This window comes from Microbacterium sp. JZ37 (assembly GCF_035188445.1).
In the GTDB taxonomy this organism is placed as follows: domain Bacteria; phylum Actinomycetota; class Actinomycetes; order Actinomycetales; family Microbacteriaceae; genus Microbacterium; species Microbacterium barkeri.
This window is the reverse complement of the sequence record NZ_CP045253.1, coordinates 3,272,450-3,292,792: the sequence shown is the minus strand read 5'-3', so window position 1 is coordinate 3,292,792 and position 20,343 is coordinate 3,272,450. Positions and strand designations below refer to the sequence as shown.

The 20,343-nt window shown below is 72.5% G+C and carries 16 protein-coding genes, 1 tRNA gene and 1 pseudogene; 13 read left to right on the top strand and 5 right to left on the bottom strand.

What is annotated here, in order from left to right; genetic code table 11:
• Nucleotides 1–341: 341 nt before the first annotated feature.
• Together GC092_RS15210 and GC092_RS15205 are read right to left on the bottom strand one after the other, a co-directional pair.
• Nucleotides 342–1,517 (bottom strand): annotated as a pseudogene (locus GC092_RS15210) (ATP-binding cassette domain-containing protein); the annotation flags it as partial.
• Nucleotides 1,518–2,098: 581 nt separating this feature from the next.
• Nucleotides 2,099–2,647 (bottom strand): hypothetical protein, encoded by a 549-nt coding sequence (locus GC092_RS15205; RefSeq protein WP_324013053.1) that lies wholly within the window; start codon nt 2,645–2,647, stop codon nt 2,099–2,101.
• 136 nt (nt 2,648–2,783) lie between these two features.
• Here GC092_RS15205 and GC092_RS15200 point away from each other — a divergent pair, with 136 nt between their 5' ends.
• Nucleotides 2,784–6,365: an ATP-binding cassette domain-containing protein gene (locus GC092_RS15200; protein WP_324013051.1), complete on the top strand. Its 3,582-nt coding sequence runs from the start codon at nt 2,784–2,786 to the stop codon at nt 6,363–6,365.
• 27 nt (nt 6,366–6,392) lie between these two features.
• On the opposite strand, the gene GC092_RS15195 is transcribed toward GC092_RS15200, so the two are convergent.
• The gene (locus GC092_RS15195) at nt 6,393–7,637 is read right to left on the bottom strand and encodes an ammonium transporter (RefSeq protein WP_324013049.1); all 1,245 of its coding nucleotides are present in this window, start codon (nt 7,635–7,637) and stop codon (nt 6,393–6,395) included.
• A 236-nt stretch (nt 7,638–7,873) separates the two neighbouring features.
• On the opposite strand from GC092_RS15195, the gene glnT reads away from it, so the two are divergent.
• Genes glnT through GC092_RS15155 form a run of 8 tightly spaced genes read left to right on the top strand, consistent with a single transcriptional unit; the run spans nt 7,874 to nt 15,855 of the window.
• Nucleotides 7,874–9,226 carry a type III glutamate--ammonia ligase gene (gene glnT, locus GC092_RS15190; protein WP_324013047.1) on the top strand — a complete coding sequence of 451 codons (1,353 nt, stop codon included), beginning with the start codon at nt 7,874–7,876 and terminating at the stop codon, nt 9,224–9,226.
• Between the two features lie 40 nt (nt 9,227–9,266).
• The gene (locus GC092_RS15185; protein ID WP_324013046.1) at nt 9,267–10,214 is read left to right on the top strand and encodes a class II glutamine amidotransferase domain-containing protein; all 948 of its coding nucleotides are present in this window, start codon (nt 9,267–9,269) and stop codon (nt 10,212–10,214) included.
• Nucleotides 10,211–10,912: a GltB/FmdC/FwdC-like GXGXG domain-containing protein gene (locus GC092_RS15180; protein WP_324013045.1), complete on the top strand. Its 702-nt coding sequence runs from the start codon at nt 10,211–10,213 to the stop codon at nt 10,910–10,912. The genes GC092_RS15185 and GC092_RS15180 overlap by 4 nt, the downstream gene beginning before the upstream one ends.
• A 19-nt stretch (nt 10,913–10,931) precedes the next feature.
• Entirely contained in the window at nt 10,932–12,296 is a 1,365-nt protein-coding gene (locus GC092_RS15175; protein WP_324013044.1) for an FMN-binding glutamate synthase family protein, read from the top strand.
• Nucleotides 12,293–12,868: a HutD family protein gene (locus GC092_RS15170; RefSeq protein ID WP_324013043.1), complete on the top strand. Its 576-nt coding sequence runs from the start codon at nt 12,293–12,295 to the stop codon at nt 12,866–12,868. Before GC092_RS15175 ends, GC092_RS15170 begins: the two co-directional genes overlap by 4 nt.
• 26 nt (nt 12,869–12,894) lie before the next feature.
• Nucleotides 12,895–14,031 carry an FAD-dependent oxidoreductase gene (locus tag GC092_RS15165; protein ID WP_324013042.1) on the top strand — a complete coding sequence of 379 codons (1,137 nt, stop codon included), beginning with the start codon at nt 12,895–12,897 and terminating at the stop codon, nt 14,029–14,031.
• On the top strand, nt 14,028–15,254 hold the full coding sequence (locus tag GC092_RS15160; RefSeq protein ID WP_324013040.1) for an allantoate amidohydrolase: 1,227 nt from the start codon (nt 14,028–14,030) through the stop codon (nt 15,252–15,254). Before GC092_RS15165 ends, GC092_RS15160 begins: the two co-directional genes overlap by 4 nt.
• A 7-nt stretch (nt 15,255–15,261) precedes the next feature.
• Complete coding sequence (locus tag GC092_RS15155) at nt 15,262–15,855, top strand: type II toxin-antitoxin system RelB family anti-toxin (protein WP_324013038.1); 594 nt, start codon at nt 15,262–15,264, stop codon at nt 15,853–15,855.
• A gap of 65 nt (nt 15,856–15,920) precedes the next feature.
• On the opposite strand, the gene GC092_RS15150 is transcribed toward GC092_RS15155, so the two are convergent.
• A tRNA-Gly gene (locus GC092_RS15150) sits at nt 15,921–15,994 on the bottom strand.
• A gap of 84 nt (nt 15,995–16,078) precedes the next feature.
• Here GC092_RS15150 and GC092_RS15145 point away from each other — a divergent pair.
• The gene (locus GC092_RS15145) at nt 16,079–17,065 is read left to right on the top strand and encodes a hypothetical protein (RefSeq protein WP_324013036.1); all 987 of its coding nucleotides are present in this window, start codon (nt 16,079–16,081) and stop codon (nt 17,063–17,065) included.
• 32 nt (nt 17,066–17,097) lie between these two features.
• Nucleotides 17,098–17,703: a dCTP deaminase gene (dcd, locus tag GC092_RS15140; protein ID WP_271174620.1), complete on the top strand. Its 606-nt coding sequence runs from the start codon at nt 17,098–17,100 to the stop codon at nt 17,701–17,703.
• 1 nt (nt 17,704) lies between these two features.
• Here dcd and GC092_RS15135 read toward each other — a convergent pair whose 3' ends face one another.
• The gene (locus tag GC092_RS15135; protein ID WP_324013035.1) at nt 17,705–18,244 is read right to left on the bottom strand and encodes an NUDIX domain-containing protein; all 540 of its coding nucleotides are present in this window, start codon (nt 18,242–18,244) and stop codon (nt 17,705–17,707) included.
• 57 nt (nt 18,245–18,301) lie between these two features.
• Here GC092_RS15135 and GC092_RS15130 point away from each other — a divergent pair, with 57 nt between their 5' ends.
• Complete coding sequence (locus GC092_RS15130) at nt 18,302–19,537, top strand: MFS transporter (protein WP_324013033.1); 1,236 nt, start codon at nt 18,302–18,304, stop codon at nt 19,535–19,537.
• Nucleotides 19,538–19,589: 52 nt separating this feature from the next.
• Nucleotides 19,590–20,315: a lytic murein transglycosylase gene (locus GC092_RS15125; RefSeq protein ID WP_324013031.1), complete on the top strand. Its 726-nt coding sequence runs from the start codon at nt 19,590–19,592 to the stop codon at nt 20,313–20,315.
• The last annotated feature ends 28 nt before the right edge of the window (nt 20,316–20,343 follow it).

Below are 20,343 nucleotides of genomic sequence, written 5' to 3'. Positions count from 1 at the left end.
GGGGAGCGCAGCGACCTGCTTCCGGTCGTTGAGCGAGCGGAGCGAGTCGGTTCGTTCGGGGAGCGCAGCGACCTGCTTCCGGTCGTTGAGCGAGCGGAGCGAGTCGAAACGTCGTGACCCGTCGTCGACAACCGCACCCCCGTTCCGGCTCCGTCCGCGGGCACCCTGCCCCCGGTCGTTGAGCGAGCGGAGCGAGTCGAAACGCCGTCCCCCTCCGTTGAGAACGCACCCACGCGCCCGTCCGCGATCGCCAGCCGGCGGTCCGCGACGAGCTCCGCGAACGCCGCGTCGTGCGTCGCGAGCAGCACGCCCACGCCGGCGTCGGCCTCGGCGAGCACGGCGCGTGCGACGAGCGCGCGGGCCGCGGGATCGAGCCCGCGCGTCGGCTCGTCGATGAGCAGCGCCCTCGGGCTGCGCGCGGTCTGGAGGGCGATGGCCAGGCAGCGTCGCTGCCCCGCGGAGAGGTCTCGCGGGTGCGTGCGGAGGATGCGCGTGAATGCCGGCGCCCCGGGCTCGAGGCCGAGGAACGCCGCGAGCCGCTCGGCGGTGGGCTGCGCGGGGCGGAAGCGCCGGTCGGCCGCCCGGCATTCCGCGGCGACCGTGTCGCGCAGGAGGAGGTCGTCGGACGCATCGGGGACGAGCGCGACGCGGCGGCGCACCCCGCCCGCGACCGCGACCCCGGGCGCTCCGGTCGCGAGCGCCTCGAGAAGGCTCGACTTGCCCGCCCCGTTGGGGCCGGTCAGCACGAGCACCTCGCCCGCGTGCAGCTCGAAGCTCGCCTCGTCGACGGCGATGCGCTTCCCGCGTCGCACGGTGACGTCGTGGGCCGCGAGGGCGACGGCGGCTGCGGGCGGCGGCGTGCGGCGCGGCGCTCTGCTTCGCTCGGAGCCGGAAGGGCGGTCGGCAGGCCCCGCCGTCCCATCCTCGATCCGCAGCGAGAGGTCGGCGATCGACGCGAGCTCGGCCATCCGGTGCTCGGCGACGACGACGCACATGCCGTCGCGATGGGCGAGCGCGTCGAGGAGCGCGACGATCCGGCCGCGGAAGTCGGCGTCGAGGTCGGCGAGCGGCTCGTCGACGAGGAGGAGCGCCGGGTCGTCGACGATGGCCGATGCGAGGGCGACGAGGGTCGCCTCGCCCGCCGAGAGCCCGCGGACGGGGCGCTCGAGGAGGCGCGCGATGCCCATCCGCTCCGCGACGTCGGCGACCTTCTCGCGACGGTCCGCTGCGGAGACGCCGCGCAGCTCTAGGGTGAAGCCGATCTCGTCGACCACGCGAGCCGCCGCGAACGCCTGCCGGGGCTGCTGCAGCACGACGCCGATGTCTCGCGCGAGGTCGCGCGGCGGCACCGCGCTGCGGTCGCGGCCGACGACCTCCGCGCGTCCCGCCATCCATCCGCCGTCGACGTGCGTGTGGAGCCCCGCGATGAGCCGCAGGAGCGTCGACTTGCCGGCGCCGGTCGGCCCCGAGAGGCAGACGACGGATGCCCGCGGCAGCGCGAGCGCATCGACGCGCACGACCTCGACGGGCCCGAATCCCGCGCGGAGGCCATCGAGCAGGACGGCCGTCTCGGCGCGCGCCGCTGGGGATGGCCGGGCCGCGTAGCCGCGGAGCTCGAGTGCCGCGCTCAGCGCGGTCGCGCGCTCGATGGCGCGCTCGAGCACGGGCGCGAGGAGGCGCACGGCGTTCCGCTCGTCGCGCAGTCGCTGGGCGAACCGCGCGGCGCGCACGGCGTCGGCGAGAGAGGGAACGGTGGCCCACGCGATGGCGAGGGCGCGGCAGATTCCGCCGAGGAAGCGCCCGCGCGCGCCGTGCGCGAGGAGGCGCGGCACGTCGACGAGCGCCGTGAGCACGCCGATCCCGAGGATGACGAGCGCGATCGGAACCGCGCTCAGCGCGGCGTCCGCCAGGCCATCCGCCGTGACCTCGCCGAGCAGGCGCACATGCGCGAAGGGCGGCGGGAGGCGCAGCTCGGGCAGCGCCCAGAGCACGGCGCCGTCGCCGTCGGCGCCGTGGAAGAGGATGCGGTAGACGATCCGGACGACGATGAAGCCCGCGGCCACGACGGCCGCGGTCCTCACCGCCGCGGATCGCGTGGTCACGGTGCCGCGGGTGCGCCGTCCAGCGCGAAGAGGAGCTCGAGGCTCTCGCCCGGTGCGACCTCCTGGGTCGACAGGCCCTCCATCGCGTACCCCCACTCGCCGTCGGCGGGCTGGATCCAGATCGACCAGTAGGCGAACGCGGCGGGCATCGACGCGCACTCCTCGACGTACGCCGGGCCCTCGGTCGAGCCGACCGGCTCGGTCGCCGACGGCAGGCCGTCCACGCGGCAGAGCACCTCGTCGCCGTACTCCTCCGTGCCCTCGGTCTCGACGCCGGCCTCGGCCAGGACGTCGGCCGCGACCTGCGGCTCGTCCGCGAGGACGCAGCGCTCGCTGCGCTCGCCGCCCTCGAGCGCGGTGCTGTCGACGATGAGCGTGATGCCCTCGTCGTCGGCGCACGCGCCGTCGACGACCGTCTCGGCCGCAGGGGTCTCGGCCGGTGCCGACTCGGCCGGCTCCTCGGATGCGGGGCTTGCACAGGAGGCCAGGGCGAGCAGGGCGATCGCGCCGGCGAGGCCCGAGAGGGCGCGCAGTGTCTTGGTCACCGACTCAGCGTAGGGCGCGCGGCGGCGGTGGTCGGAACCGTGCGTAACAGGAGCGCTCGGGGGCATGCCGACGTTTCCCTGCCCTGATGCCCCGGCAGCGCCCGCCTGTCGGTCGTTGCCCGTAGCGTTGGCGGTGATGTCCGACGCAGCCTCTCCCGATTCTCCCGCGCCCTCCGGCCCCCGTCGTCCCGCTGACGCGGCGCGGAGCGCATCCGAGCGCCCCGCCTGGCGCCGACTGGGCTGGCGTCGGCTGGGCGGGCCCGCTGCGTTCGCCGCGATCGTCCTGCTCGTCGCGGGCACGACCGGCCAGGCCGCGGGGACCGTGATCGCGGGGCGCCTCTCGGGCGACCCCACGGTGGACGCGCTGCTCCTCTTCGCCCTGTGCGTCGTCGGCGGCGCGGTCGTCGACAGCGTCGGGCAGGTCCTGTGGGCCGGCGTCGTCGACCGCGCCGAGGGGCGCCTGCGCGGCGATCTGCTCACGGCCGCGATGAGCCAGCCCCTGGCGGTGCTGTCGGAGCAGGCGGTGGGCGAGGTGCTCGACCGCGTCGACGACGACACGCGCGCGGTCGGCTCGCTCGTGCGGCGTCAGCTGTGGGGAGCCGGGCGGACCCTCGTCGGCGTCGTGCCGCTGTGGATCGTGGCGAGCACGACGTGGTGGCCCGCGTGGATCCTCTTCCCCGTCCTCGGCGTGATCGTGGCGCTCGTCGCTCGCCCGCTGCTGCGCGAGATCGCCCTGCGCAAGGTCGCGGAGGAGGAGGCGTGGACCGACCACGCCGCCGCGTTCGAGGAGGCGGTCGCTGCGCGGAACGACCTCCGCACGAGCCTCGGCCAGGCGTTCGCGGTGCGGCGCCTCGCGCAGATCTCGGCCGTCGTGCACGCGCGGCTCCGCACGCTGACGGGCCTCGAGATGCGGCTCATCAACCGGGCGGAGGTGCTGCTGCACGCCCTGCTGGGCGGCGTCGCGGTGACCGGAGCCGTGCTCGCCTTCGGCGGCAGCCTCCCCGTGGAGCAGCTCGTCACGCTCTTCCTCTCGACCGCCCTGCTCGTCGGGTCGGTGTCGAACCTCGTCCACCACCTGCCGGACATCCAGGAGGGCATCGGCGCGCTCATCCGCATCCGGCAGATGCTCGAGGTGGAGCCCGAGCCGGTGGGTGGCCTCGACGTGCCGCCCGGCCAGGTCGGTCTGGAGGTGCGCGACCTCGACTTCGCCTATGAGGAGGGCGCGTTCGCCCTCGCCGGGGTGTCGCTCGACGTGCCGGCCGGGCAGACCGTGGCGCTCGTGGGGCGGACGGGGTCGGGCAAGTCGACGCTCGCCGCGCTGATCTCGCGCGCGCAGGAGCCGCCGCGCGGCACCGTGCTGCTGGGCGGCGTCGATGTGCGCGACCTGGATCTGCAGAGGCTGCGCGCCGCTGTCGGCGTCGTGACGCAGCGCACCGAGATCCTGTCGGGCACGCTCGCGGAGAACATCGCTCTGTTCGCGCCGGTCGACCGGCGCGAGATCGAGGCGGCCGTCGCGGAGCTCGGCATCGCCGACTGGGTCGCCGGCCTGCCCGACGGGCTCGACACCGCCCTCGGGCCGGGGGGAACTGCGCTCTCCGCAGGCGAGGAGCAGCTCGTCGCCTTCGCGCGCCTGCTCGTCCGCCACGTCCAGGTGGTCGTCCTCGACGAGGCGACGGCGCGGATGGACCCGCTCACCGAGGCGCGCGTCGTCGCGGCGTCCGAGCGGCTGCTGCGGGGGCGGACGGGCGTGCTCGTCGCGCACCGCCTCACGACGATCGAGCGCGCCGACCTCGTCGCCGTTCTCGACCATGGGCGCATCGTCCAGCAGGGGCCGCGCGAGGCTCTCGCGGCAGCGGACGGCCCCTTCCGCCGCCTGCGCGAGGCGGCGGCGTCCGACGGTCAGATCGACGACGCCGCGCCCGACGCGCAGCCGGATGGCGCAGGGGCGGATGCCCCGGCGGCGGTTCCCGACGCCGCGGCCGGCGTGGGCACGCGGCGCCGCACCGGCACTCCGCCCGCGCTCTCGGAGCCCGGCGATGGGCCGTCGCTCGCGCGCGGCATCCTGCACGTGCTGTTCGTCCGGCCCCAGTGGGGCATCGCGGGCGCGGCGCTCTTCCTCGTGTCGTCGCTCGCCGCGGCGCAGGGCGCGCTGACCGGCTTCCTCTGGGGGCGGATCGTGGAGGCGCTTCAGGCGGGCGAGCTGCCGTCGGCTCTTCTCCTCGGGCTCGTGGTGCTGATGCTGCTCAGCCCGCTCGCGCTGGGTCGGGCGATCTACCTCTACCCGAGCTGGTGGGTCGAGAACCTGCTGCGCGTCCGCATGCGCGTCATGTACGGCCAGACCCGCCAGCACCGGCTGCCGACGACTCCCGCCGGCGAGATCGTCGCGCGCGCGATGGACGCCGACCGCTACGTCATGTACGCCGACCGCTGGGTCGACTTCGTGAACGGCCTGGTCATCGCGGCGGTCACGGCCCTCGTCTCGCGCTCCTGGCTCGCGGGCGGCGTGCTGCTCGCGGTCATGGTGGTCTCCGCGCTCGCGGCCGCCGTCGGCCGGCCGATCGCCGGTCGCTCGGCGACCCGCTCCTCGGCTGCCCGCGCGCGGTTCGGGCGCTCCCTCGTCTCGGCTCTCGATGCCGCGCGCACGGTCAAGCTCGCCGCCCGCACGCCGGAGGTGCACCGTCATCTCCAGGAGGTCGACAGCGGCCGCGTGCGCGCGGCGATCTTCGAGCACCGCGTGCAGGCCGTCCTCGATGGCGTCCCGATCGTCGCCCTGCACATCGGGGCGGTGGCCGCATGGGCGGCGTTCCTCTCCGGCGTCTGGGATCTCGCGACCACCCTCCTGGTCGCGAACGCGGTCACGGGCTTCGGATGGTTCGGCGTCGTCGCGGGAGCGGTGGTCACCGAGGCGCCGGGCACGCGCAGCTGGCAGCAGGCGACCGCGCGCTTCGCGGGCGGCGTCGACCTCGTCGATCCGGTGCCCGGCGTCGACCTCGTCGCGGGGACCGCGCCCGAGCCGCCCTCGACGGGCCGCGAGCCGCTGCAGGCGCTCGAGCTGCGCCGGGTGAGCGCGGTGCACGACGACGGAACGCTCGGCGTGACGGACGTCGATCTCGAGGTGCGCCGAGGCGAGCTGGTCCTGCTCCTCGGGCAGGTCGGATCGGGCAAGTCGAGCCTGCTCGCGGCGCTCGCGGGGCTCATGGAGCACACGGGCGAGATCCGGTGGAACGGCGTCGAGATCGCCGATGCGCAGGAGTTCCTCCGCCCCGGCCAGGTCGCGCACGTCGCTCAGGTGCCCCGCGTCCTCAGCGGCACCTTCGCCGACAACGTGCGCCTCGATCACGAGCGCGACGTCGACGGCCCGATCGACAGCGCCCGGCTCAGCGAGGACGTCCGCGAGGCGGGCGGCGCCCACGCCCTCGTCGGCCACCGCGGGGTGCGCCTGTCGGGCGGGCAGGTGCAGCGGCTCGCGCTCGCGCGGGCGCTCGCGGCCGACGCCGAGCTCCTGCTCGCGGACGACGTGTCGTCTGCGCTCGATGCGCGCACGGAGATCGAGCTCTGGCAGGCGCTGCGCGATCGGGGTGCGACCGTCATCGGCGCGACCTCCAAGCGTGCCGCGCTGGCCCGAGCGGATCGCGTGGTCGTGCTGTCCGACGGCGAGGTCGCGGCCGTCGGCCCCTGGCGCGAGCTGGCGCCGCGGTGGGGGCACCTGGCGGGGTGAGGCGCGACGCTCGCCGTCCGGCGCGCGTCAGTCCGCGAGTGCGTAGGCCTCCTCGTGGTGGATGGTGTCGATGCCGGCGATCTCGTCCTCATTCCTGACGCGGAAGCCGATGGTCTTCTCGATCGCGAACCCGAGGAGCCAGGTGACGGCGAAGGAGTAGGCTGCCACGCCCACCGAGGCGATGATCTGCACGATGAGCTGGGAGAGGTCGCCGCCCGTGAACAGGCCCGTGCCCTGCGCGAAGAAGCCCAGGTACCAGCAGCCGAGGAAGCCGCCGACACCGTGGATGCCGACGACGTCGAGGGAGTCGTCGAAGCCGAGCTTGTACTTGAGCTCGATCGCGAGGGCGCACAGGGCCCCGGCCATCAGACCGAGCAGCAGCGCCCAGCCGGGGTCAAGGGCGGCGCAGGCGGGGGTGATGGCGACGAGACCGGCGATGGCTCCGGAGCCGGCCCCGACCGCGGTGGCCTTGCCCTCCTTCAGCTGCTCGACGAGCACCCAGCCGACGATGCCCGCGCAGCCGGCGACCAGCGTGTTGAGGATGATCTCGCCCGCATCGGCGTTGTCGGGGCCGAGCAGGCCGAAGGTGCCCTCGGCACCGGCGTTGAATCCGAACCAGCCGAAGAACAGGATGCCGACGCCGATCAGAGTCAGGGGCACGTTGTGCGGCTTGGACACGCCCTTGGCGAAGTGGATGCGCTTGCCGAGCACGAGGGCGAGCGCGAGGGCCGCGGCGGCGGAGTTGATGTGCACGGCGGTGCCGCCCGCGTAATCGATCGTGGAGGCGCCGAGTCCGAGGATCTCCCCGAGGTCGAACACCCAGCCGCCCGCGCCCCACACCCAGCCGGCAACGGGGAAGTAGACGAGCGTGGACCACAGCGCGGCGAACACCAGCCAGGAGCCGAACTTCGCGCGGTCGGCGATCGCCCCGGACACGAGCGCGGTCGTCGCGATCGCGAACGTGGCGCCGTACGCGGCGGTGATCAGGGTGAAGCTGTCGTAGCCGGCGAGGGCGAAGTGCTCCGTGAACGGATTGCCGGCGAACGTGAACCCGGGGAATGATCCGTCCTCGGCATCCGGGATCGCGGACATCCCGAATCCATAGAGCACCCAGAGCATGCCGACGACGCCCATCGCGCCGAAGCTGAGCATCATCATGCTGATCACCGACTTCGCCTTGACCATCCCGCCGTAGAAGAGCGCGATGCCGGGCGTCATGAAGACGACGAGGGCGGTCGCGACGATCGCCCAGGTGAACTGTCCGCTGTCCATGAGGGTCCTCTCGTGCGCGGCGAGGCCGCGCGAGCTTGGGAGACTGATATGCAACAAGGTTTACGGACAGGAGGCGGCGCGCGGGTTTCGCTGTCATGAAGTGCCTGTTTCGCGTTTCCTCGGGGCTTTTACGTGCTTGCAACACGTGCGGCACGCGCCCGTTATCCGTGAACGGTTAATGTCAGGGAACCAGCTTCACTGTTGGTAAACTTCCGGCATCGAACACGGAGACTCCCATGACTCTGACCACCCCGTTCGCCACGGACATCGCGCCGGCGACGCCCAGCCTCAAGGAGCGTGCCCTCGCCGATGGTGTGCGGTTCATCCTTGCCCTGTTCGTCGATCTCAATGGCAAGCCCTGCGCGAAGCTCGTGCCCGTCAGCGCGTCGGACGAGCTCGAGGGCGGCGCCCTCGGCTTCGCGGGGTTCGCCGCCGGCCTGGTGGGGCAGAAGCCCCAGGACCCGGACCTCATCGCCATCCCGGACCTGGACTCCTACACGCCGGTGCCGTTCATCCGCGAGGGTCTCGCGATCGTCCACTGCGATCCGCATGTGGACGGCGAGCCCTGGCCGTTCGCGCCGCGTGTCATCCTGAAGCGCGCGTTGTCCCGGCTGGCCGAGCGCGGACTGAGCAGCAAGGTCGGCGCGGAGGTCGAGTACTTCCTGCTCGACAAGGATGAGGAGGGCCGCCTCGTCACGGCGGACCGCCGAGACGGAGAGCGCGCGTGCTACGACGCGCGCGGCCTCACCCGCATGTACGAGCACCTCACGGCCGTGAGCGATGCGATGAACCGGCTCGGCTGGGCGAACTACGCCAACGATCACGAGGATGCCTCGGGTCAGTTCGAGCAGAACTTCGCCTACGACGACGCGCTCGTCACCGCCGACCGCGTGATCACGCTGCGCTACCTCATCAACGTGCTCGCCGAGCAGCGCGGCATGACGGCGACATTCATGCCCAAGCCGTTCACGGAGCGCACCGGCAGCGGCCTGCACCTGCACCTGTCGCTGTGGGAGGGCGATGCGCCGGTGTTCCCCTCTGCCGCGGACTCCCGCGGATTGGGGCTCTCGGGCACCGCCTACTCGTTCATCGCCGGGGTGCTCGACCACGCGGCCGGGCTGCAGCTGTTCCTCGCTCCGAGCGTGAACTCGTACAAGCGTCGCGGCGCGACGACCAGTGCCTCCGGCGCGACCTGGTCGCCTCGGCGCGCGACGTACGGCGGCAACGACCGCACCCACTTCATCCGCGTGCCGGACGGCAACCGGATCGAGCTGCGCGCGGGCGCCGGGTCCGCGAACCCCTATCTCGCGATCGCGACGACCCTGCTGGCCGGGCTCGAGGGGATCGAGCGCTCGGCTGATCCGGGCGACCCGTGCGGCCCCGGGCAATCGCGCGAGGGATCCGCGGAGCTGCCGCGCACGCTGCTGCATGCGGTCGAGGAGCTTCGCCGTGACGAGACGCTGCTGGGCGCCATCGATGCGGGTCGCGGCGTCGGGCGCTACTTCGCGGACGCGAAGGAGGAGGAGTTCCTGCGCTGGCACAACACGGTCAGCGAATGGGAGATCGATCACTACCTCACGGCGTACTGAACACCACCACGTCCTCAGAACACTTCGACAGGAGAAGACCATGTGCGGGATCGCTGCACTGCAGATCCGTAACCCCGAGCTGCGCGAAAGCCTCGGGCAGATGCTGCACGGCATGCTGTGTGAGATCGTCGACCGCGGGCCCGACTCGGCCGGGCTCGCGCTGTACGGATCGGACCGGCTCACGCCCGAAGGCACGGCGACCGTGACCGTGCTCGAGACGGGCTCGTCCGCCGATGTCCTGGCGGCGACGATCGCCGCCGTGCTTCCGGGGGACGCCGACGTCACGGTGACCGACTACGGCGAATCGACCCTGATCAACGCGCGCACCGACGCCGCCGTGCTCGAAGACGCCGTCGCCCGCGCGCTGCCGGACGCGCACGTGATCGGCCGCGGCGAGCATGTGGCGGTCCTGAAGGGCGTCGGTCACCCCGTGGAACTCGCCGAGCTCTACCGTCTCACGGCGACCTCCGGTGTGCAGGGTCTGTCGCACACGCGCATGGCGACCGAGTCGGCGGTCACCGCCGGCGGCGCCCACCCGTTCACGGTCTCCGAAGACCTGTGTCTCGTGCACAACGGCTCGTTCAGCAATCACGCGACCATCCGCGGGCGTCTGCGTCGCGTGGGCGTCGAGTTCGACAGCGAGAACGACTCCGAGGTCGGCGCGCGCTACATCGCCTGGCGGATGGAGCAGGGCGCCGACCTGAGAACCGCGCTGCAGGATCTCGGTCGAGAGTTCGACGGCTTCTACACCCTCGTCGTCACGACGGCCGACAGCATGGCTGTCGTGCGCGATCCGATCGCCTGCAAGCCCGCCATCATCGCGGAGACCGACGACTGGGTGGCCATGGCCTCGGAGTACCGGGCCCTCGCCGGCCTGCCCGGCATCGAGGGCGCCCGCATCTTCGAGCCCGACCCCGGCGTGGTCTACACCTGGAGCATCTCGGCGCCCGTCGCCGACCTCACCGTCGCGGAAGGAGCGATCCGATGAGCATCATCACACCCGTCGCGGAGGCCACCGTGGTGGATCTGGCCGTGCGCACCGTCCGCGAGGTGAACCAGTGCCTGCACGACGCCGAATCGGGCACGTCGTGGCTCATCGAGAACCCCGCGGGGCAGCACAACGTCGCCGTCGGCATCGACCGCGAGCTCGATGTGACGGTCGAGGGCAACGTCGGCTACTACTTCGCGGGCATGCATCAGCGCGGCACGGTCAGGGTGCACGGCAGCGCGGGCGTCGGCCTGGCCGAGAACATCATGTCGGGCACGGTGCATGTCACCGGCGACGCGTCGCAGTCCACCGGCGCGACCGGGCACGGCGGGCTCGTCGTCGTGGAGGGCAACACCGGAGCGCGCTGCGGCATCTCCATGAAGGGCGTGGACATCGTGGTCGGCGGCAGCATCGGACACGCCTCGGCCTTCATGGCGCAGGCCGGGCGCCTTGTGGTGTGCGGGGACGCGGGTGAAGCGCTCGGCGATTCGATCTACGAGGCCCGCATCTACGTGCGCGGCACCGTCGCATCGCTCGGCGCCGACTGCGTCGAGAAGGAGATGCGCGCCGAGCACATCGCCGAGGTCGCCGAGCTGCTGCAGCGCGCCGGTCGACCAGAGGACCCGTCGGAGTTCCGCCGCTATGGATCGGCACGCACGCTCTACCACTTCCACGTCGACAACGCCGGCGCGTACTGAGCCGGAAGGGAACCGCATCATGACTCTCGACCTCGCCCCCGACCTCGCCGGCCCGACGCGCGCCCGCGACCTGTCCGCTCTCGGACTGCGCGAGTCGGCCACGTTCGATCGCGCGACGATCCATGACATCCAGCGCGCCGCGGCCACGGGCATCTACGACATCCGCGGCTGGGGGGCCAAGCGCGCCCTGCCGCACTTCGACGATCTGCTGTTCCTCGGCGCCAGCATGTCCCGATACCCGCTCGAGGGCTATCGCGAGAAGTGCGGAACCGACGTCGTGCTGGGTTCGCGCTACGCGCAGAACCCCATCCAGATCGACATCCCGATCACGATCGCGGGCATGAGCTTCGGCGCCCTGTCCGGCAACGCGAAGGAGGCCCTCGGTCGCGGTGCGAGCGCCATGGGCACCACCACCACCACGGGTGACGGCGGGATGACCCCCGAGGAGCGCAGCCAGTCGTCGAAGCTCGTGTACCAGTACCTGCCGTCCCGGTACGGGATGAACCCCGATGACCTGCGCAAGGCCGACGCGATCGAGGTCGTCCTCGGTCAGGGCGCCAAGCCCGGAGGCGGCGGGATGCTGCTGGGGCAGAAGATCACCGAGCGCGTCGCCGGCATGCGCACCCTCCCCGTCGGCATCGACCAGCGCTCCGCCAGCCGCCACCCCGACTGGACGGGCCCGGACGACCTCACGATCAAGATCGCCGAGCTGCGCGAGATCACCGACTGGCGCGTGCCGATCTACGTCAAGGTGGGCGCATCGCGCCCGTACTACGACACGGCGCTCGCGGTGAAGGCGGGGGCGGATGTCGTCGTGGTGGACGGTATGCAGGGCGGCACGGCGGCGACGCAGCAGGTGTTCATCGAGCACGTCGGCATCCCGACTCTGGCGGCCATCGGGCCGGCGGTCGCGGCCCTGCAGGACCTCGGTGTGCATCGCACGGGCGTCCAACTCGTCGTCTCCGGCGGCATCCGCACCGGGGCCGACGTGGCGAAGGCTCTCGCGCTGGGCGCGGACGCGGTCGCGATCGGCACTGCCGCGCTCATCGCGCTGGGAGACAACGATCCGCGCTACGCGGACGAGTACGCGCAGCTCGGCTCCGCGGCAGGGTTCTACGACGACTTCCAGGACGGCCGCGATCCTGCCGGCATCTCCACGCAGGATCCGGATCTCGCCTCCCGGCTCGACCCGGTCGCCGCCGGTCGCCGACTGGCGAACTACCTCAGCGTGCTGACGCTGGAAGCGCAGACGATCGCCCGTGCCTGCGGCAAGTCGCACGTGCGCAACCTCGAGCCGGAGGACCTCGTCGCGCTCACGGTCGAATCCGCGGCGATGGCCGGCGTGCCGCTGGCCGGAACCTCCTGGGTCCCGGGCCGCGCATGAGGGCGGAGCCGGGCGCGACGGCGCGCTTCGAGAGCGATGTCGTCGCGCCCGGCTCCGTCGTCGCCGAACCCTGGTCCAACGGCGTCGGCGTCACCCGGGTGCTCGCGCGGCGTCTGGGCTGGCGCCTGAGCGTCGCCGACATCCGCGGCGCGCACCGCTTCTCGCACTTCCCGGGGCTCGACCGGCTGCTGCTCGTGGCGGGAGACCAGCCCCTCGGCCTCACGATCGACGGACGCGCGCATCGGCTCGACCCGGGTCAGGGTGTGGAGTTCGCGGGCGAGGCGCGGGTCGTGCCGGCGCCGACCGCCCTCGGCGCCACGGTCGTCAACCTCATCACGTCCCGCGCGCTGACCACGACGCGATGGGCGCTCGCGGCGTTCGACGGGAGCCGCCCTGTGCGGGCGGAAGAGACCAGCGTCGTCGTCGTGCTGACCGGCGACGTGCGCTACAACGGCGTCCTTCTCCCTCACGGCACCGCGTTCCTGCCCTCCGAGCGCCCGCGGACCGTGACGGGACGCGGCGTGCTCGGCGTCCTGACCATCGAATCGCAGCGCGACGCCCTCTCCCTCTAGCCGACATCGATCCGAACCGGAGCATCATGTCCGTCACCTCCATCGCCGTCATCGGCGCAGGCCTCGCCGGCGCCGCCACCGCCTGGCAGCTCGCACGCCGCGGTCACGATGTGACCGTGCTCGAGCGCAGCGAGCCGGCCAACCCCTGGGGCAGCTCGCACGGCTCGGCCCGGATCTTCCGGTACGCCTACCCCGACCCGCTCTACACAAGGCTCGTCGTCGAGTCCCGCGCCGGATGGGACGAGCTCGAGCGCGACGGAGGGCGGCGGCTGATCGCACCCGTCGGCGCCCTCGACCACGGCGCCGAGCGCGACCCGGAGGGTCTGGCCCGCGTCCTCGAGGTGGCGGGTGTCGCGCACGAGCTGCTGTCCGCGGCAGCGGCATCCGAGCGCTGGGGCGGCATCTCCTTCGATGGGCCGGTGCTCTGGCATGGGGACGCCGGAGTCGTCGACGCCGAGGGCGCGGTCCAGACCATGCTGCGTCTCGCCACAGCGGCCGGTGCTGTCGTGCACCGCGGCTGGTCGGTCGCAGCCGTGACGCCCCGGGGGTCCGGGTACCGGGTCGTCTCGCAGACGGGCGAGATCGTCGAGGCCGCGCAGGTGGTCGTCGCCGCCGGCGGCTGGCTGCCCGACCTGCTGCCGCGCCTCGGCCTCGGCCCCGGCGTCCTCCGCGGCCTTCCGACGCTCCAGGTTCGTCAGGAGCAGGTGTTCCACTTCCCGTACCGCGATGGGGTGGGCGAGTGGCCCACGATCATCCACAAGACCGCGCCCATCCGGGTGTACGCGCTTCCGGGCGGACGCGATGCCGGCTTCCGCGGGCAGAAGGTCGCCGAGTACAACGGCGGCCCGGCGATCCCGTCCGCCGCGTGGCACGATCGCGTGATCGACGAGGCCCGGCGTGAGCGGGTCGTCGCGTACGTGCGAGAGCACCTGCCCGGCCTCGAGCCGGAGCCGTACGCCGAGTCCACGTGCCTGTTCACGAACACCCCCGACGAGGACTTCGTGATCGACAGGGTGGACGGGATCACGATCCTCTCTCCGTGCTCGGGCCACGGGGCGAAGTTCGCTCCGCTCATCGGGGAGCACGCCGCTCGGCTTGTCGAGGGCGATGCACGGGTGCCCGAACGGTTCCGCCCGCTGTCGGCGCGTGGTGTGCGCGCATGACGGGCGTTGCACGCCTGCTCGGCGAGGTCGCGCACATCGGCGTCGACGCCCGCGGCGGGTACGCGCGTCCCGGATACGGCGACGCCGACCGCGAGCTGCGCGAGTGGTTCGTGGGGCATGCGCAGGCGCGGGGGCTCGACGTGCACCGCGACCGCAACGGCATCGTCTGGGCGTGGTGGCGCCCTCCCGGCAGCAGCGGCCCCGCCGTCGTCACCGGCAGCCACCTCGACTCCGTGCCGGGCGGCGGCGCCTACGACGGCCCGCTCGGGGTCGCGTCCGCCATCGGCGCGATCGACGTGATGCGCGCCCGCGGCCTCGCCCTTCAGCGCCCGATCGCGATCGCCGTGTTCCCGGAGGAGGAAGGCTCGCGGTTCGGGCTCGCCTGCCTCGGCTCCCGTCTCCTTGCGGGCGGGGTGCAGGCGGAGCGCGCCCTCGCCCTCACCGACCGCGAAGGGGACACGCTCGCCGAAGTGCTGCGGCGCGACGGTCTCGACCCGCGGCATGTCGGCCGCGACGACGAGACGCTTGCCGGTGTGGGGTGCTTCGTCGAGCTGCATGTCGAGCAGGGCCGCGGGCTGGTCGACCTCGGTCGGCCGGTGGCGATCGGCTCCTCCATCCTGGGACACGGCCGGTGGCGCATCACGATCGACGGCCAGGGCAACCACGCGGGCACGACGCGGATGAGCGATCGCAGGGACCCGATGGTGGCGGCGGCGCGCACGGTCGTGGAGATCCGCGATCTCGCCCGGGGGATCCCCGACGCCCGCGCCACCGTCGGACGGATCGAGCCGGTCCCCGGCGGCACGAACGTGATCGCCTCGCGCGTCTCCTTCTGGGTCGACGCCCGCCATCCGGACGACCTCGTCACCGCCGCGCTCGTGACATCGATTCGCGACGCCGTCACCCGGGTCGCAGCGGAGGAGGGGTGCGCCGCGGCGCTGCAGGAGGAGTCGCTCAGCCCGACCGTCGACTTCGACCACGGTCTGCGGGACCGCCTCCGCTCCGCCCTGCCGGATGCGCCTGAGCTCGGCACGGGAGCGGGCCACGATGCGGGCGTGCTCGCCTCGCGCATCCCCACCGCCATGCTGTTCGTCCGCAACCCCACGGGCATCTCGCACTCGCCCGAGGAGCTGGTCGAGGACTCGGACGCGGATCACGGTGCTGTCGCGCTCGCGGACGCGCTGGAGGCGGTGGCGGGAAGCGCGGCTGATGGCTCCATATGATGGGTCGATGACGATCGACGAAGGCGACCCTGGCGGCGTCCTCGAGCCGATCATCGCCCAGCAGGTGCGCCGATACCGGGCCGAGCTCGGGTACACCGCCGCCGAGCTCGCCGCCCGCACCGGGCTGTCGAAGGCGATGATCTCGCGCATCGAGTCGGCAACGACATCCTGCTCCCTGACCACCCTCCAGCGGCTCGCGGAAGGGCTGGGAGTTCCCGTCACCGCGCTGTTCCGGGGAAGCGACAGCGACCGCGAGGCCTCGTTCACGAAAGCCGGGCACGGGAGCGTCAGCGTCCGCAGCGGCACTCAGCACGGGCACGAGTACCGGATGCTCGGCGTGCTGAAGGATGTCCCCGGCGCGATCGAGCCGACCCTCGTCACCCTCACCGACGCGTCGAACGTCTTCCCTCTGTTCCAGCACCCCGGCACCGAGTTCCTCTACATGCTCGAGGGCAGCATGGTCTACGGACACGGCGGCTACGAATACGAGATGGAACCGGGTGACTCGCTCCTGCTCGACGGCGGGGCGCCCCACGGCCCGGTCGAGCTGCGCGAGCTGCCGATCCGGTTTCTCGCCATCCGAGATCGGTGGCGTCTCTAGCGCTCGAATCGAGCGCTCAACTCTCTGCGAGACGGATCGCGCTCGTTCGGGGAGAACGAGCCAGGTGGAGGGGCTGACGGGAATCGAACCCGCGCTGTCTGCTTGGGAAGCAGAAGTTCTGCCATTGAACTACAGCCCCGCGCGCGTGGAGCACGCGACTCCGCCAGCATAACAGGGGCTGCGGGCGCCCCGGGATCCCCCGACAGCAAGTAGCGTCGGCTTCATGGGACGCGACGACCGGTACACCGAGACCTTCACCTCGGTGCCCGAAGGGCATCAGGGGCCCTACGTCATCCCGCCTCTCGACGAGATGCGGCGTCGCGGGACGCGCACGCCGACCCCGCAGCCCTCCCGACCCCGACGGCGCGGACGCGGGTGGCTCGTCCTCCCGATCCTCGTCGTGATCGTGGTGGCGGCGTTCGAGACACGGCTCTTCGGGCTGTGGCCGGTCGTCGTGGAGACCGTCGAGACGTGGATCAGCAGCGCGCCGGACGAGCCCGAGCCCGTCGTGCCGACCGCGGATGCCGATGCCGATGCCGAGCCATCCGCCCCGCCCGTGCCGCAGCCATCCGAGTTCCCTCCCGTCGATGCAGCCCGGCTCGCGGCCATCCTGGATGCCCCCGAAGCGCACGTGGGCGAGGGGTTCGTCGCGTACGCGGAGATCCTCGCGCCCGACACGCCGGAGGCCGACGTGCCCGCCGACGCCGCCGCGCACCTCGTCACGCTCAGCGCACGGCAGCCCGCGACCGCGTACGAGTACGTCGGCGACAACCAGACGGTCATCGTCGACCCCGAGGGGCGCCCCGTCGAGACAGGCGACGTGCTCCTCGTCTCGCTCGCCGTGCCCGATCTTGAGAGCTTCGAGTCGTACTACGACCTCGCCGGCATCGACTCCGCGCGGTTCGACGTCGTCGAGCTCGAGGTCGTCGGCCTCTACGACCTCGCGCAGGACGTGACCCTCGGCGAGCTGAGGCTCGACGGCGACGAGCCCGTCCTGCCCGTGAGCGTCCGGAACTCCGCCGACGTGCCGATGGAGTACGCGATCGACATCACCGCCCTGAACCCCGACGGGTCGGAGGCGGCGACGTCGATCGCCTGGTCCGCCGACATCGCGCCGGGCGAGACGGGTGCGGCCGACGTCACGCTGTACGGGGCGGTCCCGGATGGCGTCACGTTCCGCATCGACAGCGTCTCGCGCTACGCGCACTGAGGCGGATGGCCGCGGCCGACTACGCTGGCACCGTGCTGCTCTCGGATCGCGACATCAAGGCCCAGCTCGACGCCGACCGCATCAGGCTCGACCCGCTCGATCTCGCGATGGTGCAGCCCTCGAGCGTCGACGTGCGCCTCGACCGGTACTTCCGTCTCTTCGACAACCACAAGTACCCCTTCATCGACCCCGCCGAGGACCAGCCCGAGCTCACCCGCCTCATCGAGGTCAAGCCCGACGAGCCGTTCATCCTGCACCCCGGCGAGTTCGCGCTCGGCGCGACGTTCGAGCAGGTCACGCTCCCGGATGACATCGCGGCCCGTCTCGAGGGCAAGTCATCGCTCGGCCGCCTCGGTCTCATCACCCACTCGACGGCGGGCTTCATCGACCCGGGCTTCACCGGCCATGTCACGCTCGAGCTCGCCAATGTCGCGACGCTGCCGATCAAGCTCTGGCCGGGCATGAAGATCGGCCAGCTCTGCTTCTTCCAGCTGACCTCGGCGGCCGAGAACGCCTACGGCTCGGGCCCCTACGGCAACCGCTACCAGGGGCAGCGCGGGCCGACCGCCTCCCGCTCGTTCCAGAACTTCCACCGGACGGACGTGTCGGTGAGCGATGCGGGCGCGAGCGGGGCCTGACCTACAGCCGCTTCAGATGCACCGCCGCCATCGCGAGCGCGGCGATCGACTCGCCGTCTGAGATCTCCCCGGACACGGACATCCGCAGCGCCTCGTCGAGCGGCACCCACCGCGAGGCGGTGATGCCCTCCTCGGCCTGATGCGCGCCCGCGTCGTGAGCGGACATGAGCCCGCGGGCGAGGAACACCGTCTCGGGGGCGACGCAGATGCCGTTGAGCGCGTTCATCCGCCCCACCTCGATCCACTCGGCCGCCTCGAGCCCGCTCTCCTCGAGCAGCTCTCGACGCGCGGCCTGCTCGGCGGGCTCGCCATCGCTGCCGCCCGCGACGACCTCCCACGATCGTCCGACCGTGTAGCGGTCGACCTCGACGAGCAGCACGCGGCCCTCCTCGTCGAGCGCGACGACGAAGACCGCCGGATGCCGCAGCTCGACGACGCCGTAGATGCCCTCCCCGCCGTCCGGCCGGGCGACGTCGTCCTCCCGCACGCGGATCCACGGGTTCTCGTACACGGTGCGCGTGCGCTTCGTCTGCCAGGCCATGGCCCCATCGTAGGAAGGCGCCCCGCATGTCGCCGATCGGTGCCAGGATCGACTCTCGTGGCATCACTGGGTGAGATCGTCGCGCCGCGGCGGATGGGGCGCGACTTCCGATGGCTCCTCGCGTCGTCGTGGACGAGCAACATCGGCGACGGCATCGCGCTCGCCGCAGGGCCGCTGCTCGTCGCGTCGCTGACCGACTCCCCGTTCCTCGTGGCCTCGGCGGCCCTGCTGCAGTACCTGCCGTGGCTGCTCTTCGGCCTGCACGCCGGCGCGATCGCCGACCGGTTCGACCGCCGCACGCTCGTCATGATCGCGAACGCGCTCCGCGCGCTGGTCGTGGCGATGCTCTGCGTGTTCATCGTCACCGGCGCGGTGAACATCGGGATCGTGCTCGTCACGATGTTCGCCTACGGGGTCGCCGAGGTGTTCGCCGACTCCGCGAGCAGCACGCTGCTGCCGATGCTCGTCGACCACGACGACCTCGGCGTCGGCAACGCGCGCATGCAGGGCGGCTACCTCGTCGCGAACCAGTTCGCGGGGCCGCCCCTCGGCGCCTTCCTCTTCGCCGCCGGCTCCGCCTGGCCGTTCGCCGCGCAGATCGTCTGCGTCCTGCTCGCGATCCTCCTCGTCTCGCGCATCGCCCTCCCGCCGCTCCCGCCGCGCGAGGGCGGCCATCCGCCCGTCCGCCGCGACATCGCGGAGGGCCTGCGCTGGACGTGGCGCAACCCTCCCATGCGCACGCTCGCGATCGTCATCCTCGTCTTCAACATCACGTGGGCGGCGCCGTGGGGCGTGCTCGTCCTCTACGCGACCGAGCACCTGCACATGGGCGCCGTCGGCTACGGGATGCTCACGACCGCATCCGCCGCGGGCGGTCTGCTCTCGACGATGGCGTTCGGATGGCTCGAGCGGCACGTCTCGTTCGCCACGCTCATGCGCGTGTGCCTGTCGCTCGAGGTGGTCATGCACCTCGCCTTCGCGCTCACGACCGAGGGATGGCTCGCGCTCGTCATCATGGGAGTGTTCGGCGCGTACGCGTTCGTGTGGGGCACGATCTCGACGACGGTGCGCCAGCGGGTGGTGCCGAACGAGCTCCAGGGCCGCGCGAGCTCGCTGAACATGGTGTGCGTGTTCGGCGGGATGGTCGTGGGTCAGGCGCTCGGCGGCGTGATCGCGCAGCTGTGGGGCCTCACCGCCCCGTGGTGGTTCGCGTTCGGCGGCGCCGGCATCACGCTGCTGCTCGTCTGGCGGCAGCTCGGCCACATCGCCGCCGCGAAGCGCGCGCCGGCGTGATCGCACGGCGGGCGCCGGGCGGACCGTCAGGAGACTGCGGCACGCTGAGGGCGTGAGCAGGCGCCGGAGGAGCACGACGCAGGCCGCCGCGGTCGTCGTGAGCGGCGTCGTGGGTGCGGGCGTGCTCGTCGGGCTGATCGCCCTGGCCGTGCGGCCCGCGGAGCCCACTCGGCCCGCACCCACCTCGGCTGCCGCGCTCGCGACGCCGTCGTCGGACGGCGCCGCGGTCGACGCCGAGTGGCTCGCGGCGACGGCCGCGTCGCAGGGGATCCCCGAACGCGCGCTCGCGGCATACGGGGCGGCCGACCTCGGCGCGCGGGCGACCTACGGCTGCGCGGTCGGATGGAACACGCTCGCCGGCATCGGATGGGTCGAGAGCCGGCACGGGGCGCTCGAGGGCGGAGCCGTGGACGGCGACGGCGTCGCCCGTCCGGCGATCATCGGCATCCCGCTCGACGGCACGAACCGCACCATGGCCATCCCCGACACCGACGGCGGCGCTCTCGACGGGGACGCGGTCTGGGATCGCGCGGTCGGGCCTCTGCAGTTCATCCCGGAGACCTGGGCCATCTGGGCCGTCGACGCCGACGGCGACGGCCGCACGGACCCGCACGACATCGACGACGCCGCGGCCACGGCCGCACGCTACCTCTGCCAGGCGCACGGGACGCTCGATTCGCCCGAGGCCTGGATCGGCGCCATCCGCTCGTACAACGACACCGACGACTACCAGCGGCAGGTCGCCGAGGCTGCGACGCGGTATGCCGAAGGCGGATGAGCCCGATGTCGCCCGCTCGCGCTAAGGT

What these genes read in the sequence shown, in the direction of transcription:
- GC092_RS15200 (WP_324013051.1), top strand. Translation starts at nt 2,784, where the DNA reads ATGTCCGACGCAGCCTCTCCCGATTCTCCCGCGCCCTCCGGCCCCCGT.
- GC092_RS15195 (WP_324013049.1), bottom strand. Translation starts at nt 7,637, where the DNA reads ATGGACAGCGGACAGTTCACCTGGGCGATCGTCGCGACCGCCCTCGTC.
- glnT (WP_324013047.1), top strand. Translation starts at nt 7,874, where the DNA reads ATGACTCTGACCACCCCGTTCGCCACGGACATCGCGCCGGCGACGCCC.
- GC092_RS15185 (WP_324013046.1), top strand. Translation starts at nt 9,267, where the DNA reads ATGTGCGGGATCGCTGCACTGCAGATCCGTAACCCCGAGCTGCGCGAA.
- GC092_RS15180 (WP_324013045.1), top strand. Translation starts at nt 10,211, where the DNA reads ATGAGCATCATCACACCCGTCGCGGAGGCCACCGTGGTGGATCTGGCC.
- GC092_RS15175 (WP_324013044.1), top strand. Translation starts at nt 10,932, where the DNA reads ATGACTCTCGACCTCGCCCCCGACCTCGCCGGCCCGACGCGCGCCCGC.
- GC092_RS15170 (WP_324013043.1), top strand. Translation starts at nt 12,293, where the DNA reads ATGAGGGCGGAGCCGGGCGCGACGGCGCGCTTCGAGAGCGATGTCGTC.
- GC092_RS15165 (WP_324013042.1), top strand. Translation starts at nt 12,895, where the DNA reads ATGTCCGTCACCTCCATCGCCGTCATCGGCGCAGGCCTCGCCGGCGCC.
- GC092_RS15160 (WP_324013040.1), top strand. Translation starts at nt 14,028, where the DNA reads ATGACGGGCGTTGCACGCCTGCTCGGCGAGGTCGCGCACATCGGCGTC.
- GC092_RS15155 (WP_324013038.1), top strand. Translation starts at nt 15,262, where the DNA reads ATGACGATCGACGAAGGCGACCCTGGCGGCGTCCTCGAGCCGATCATC.
- GC092_RS15145 (WP_324013036.1), top strand. Translation starts at nt 16,079, where the DNA reads ATGGGACGCGACGACCGGTACACCGAGACCTTCACCTCGGTGCCCGAA.
- GC092_RS15135 (WP_324013035.1), bottom strand. Translation starts at nt 18,244, where the DNA reads ATGGCCTGGCAGACGAAGCGCACGCGCACCGTGTACGAGAACCCGTGG.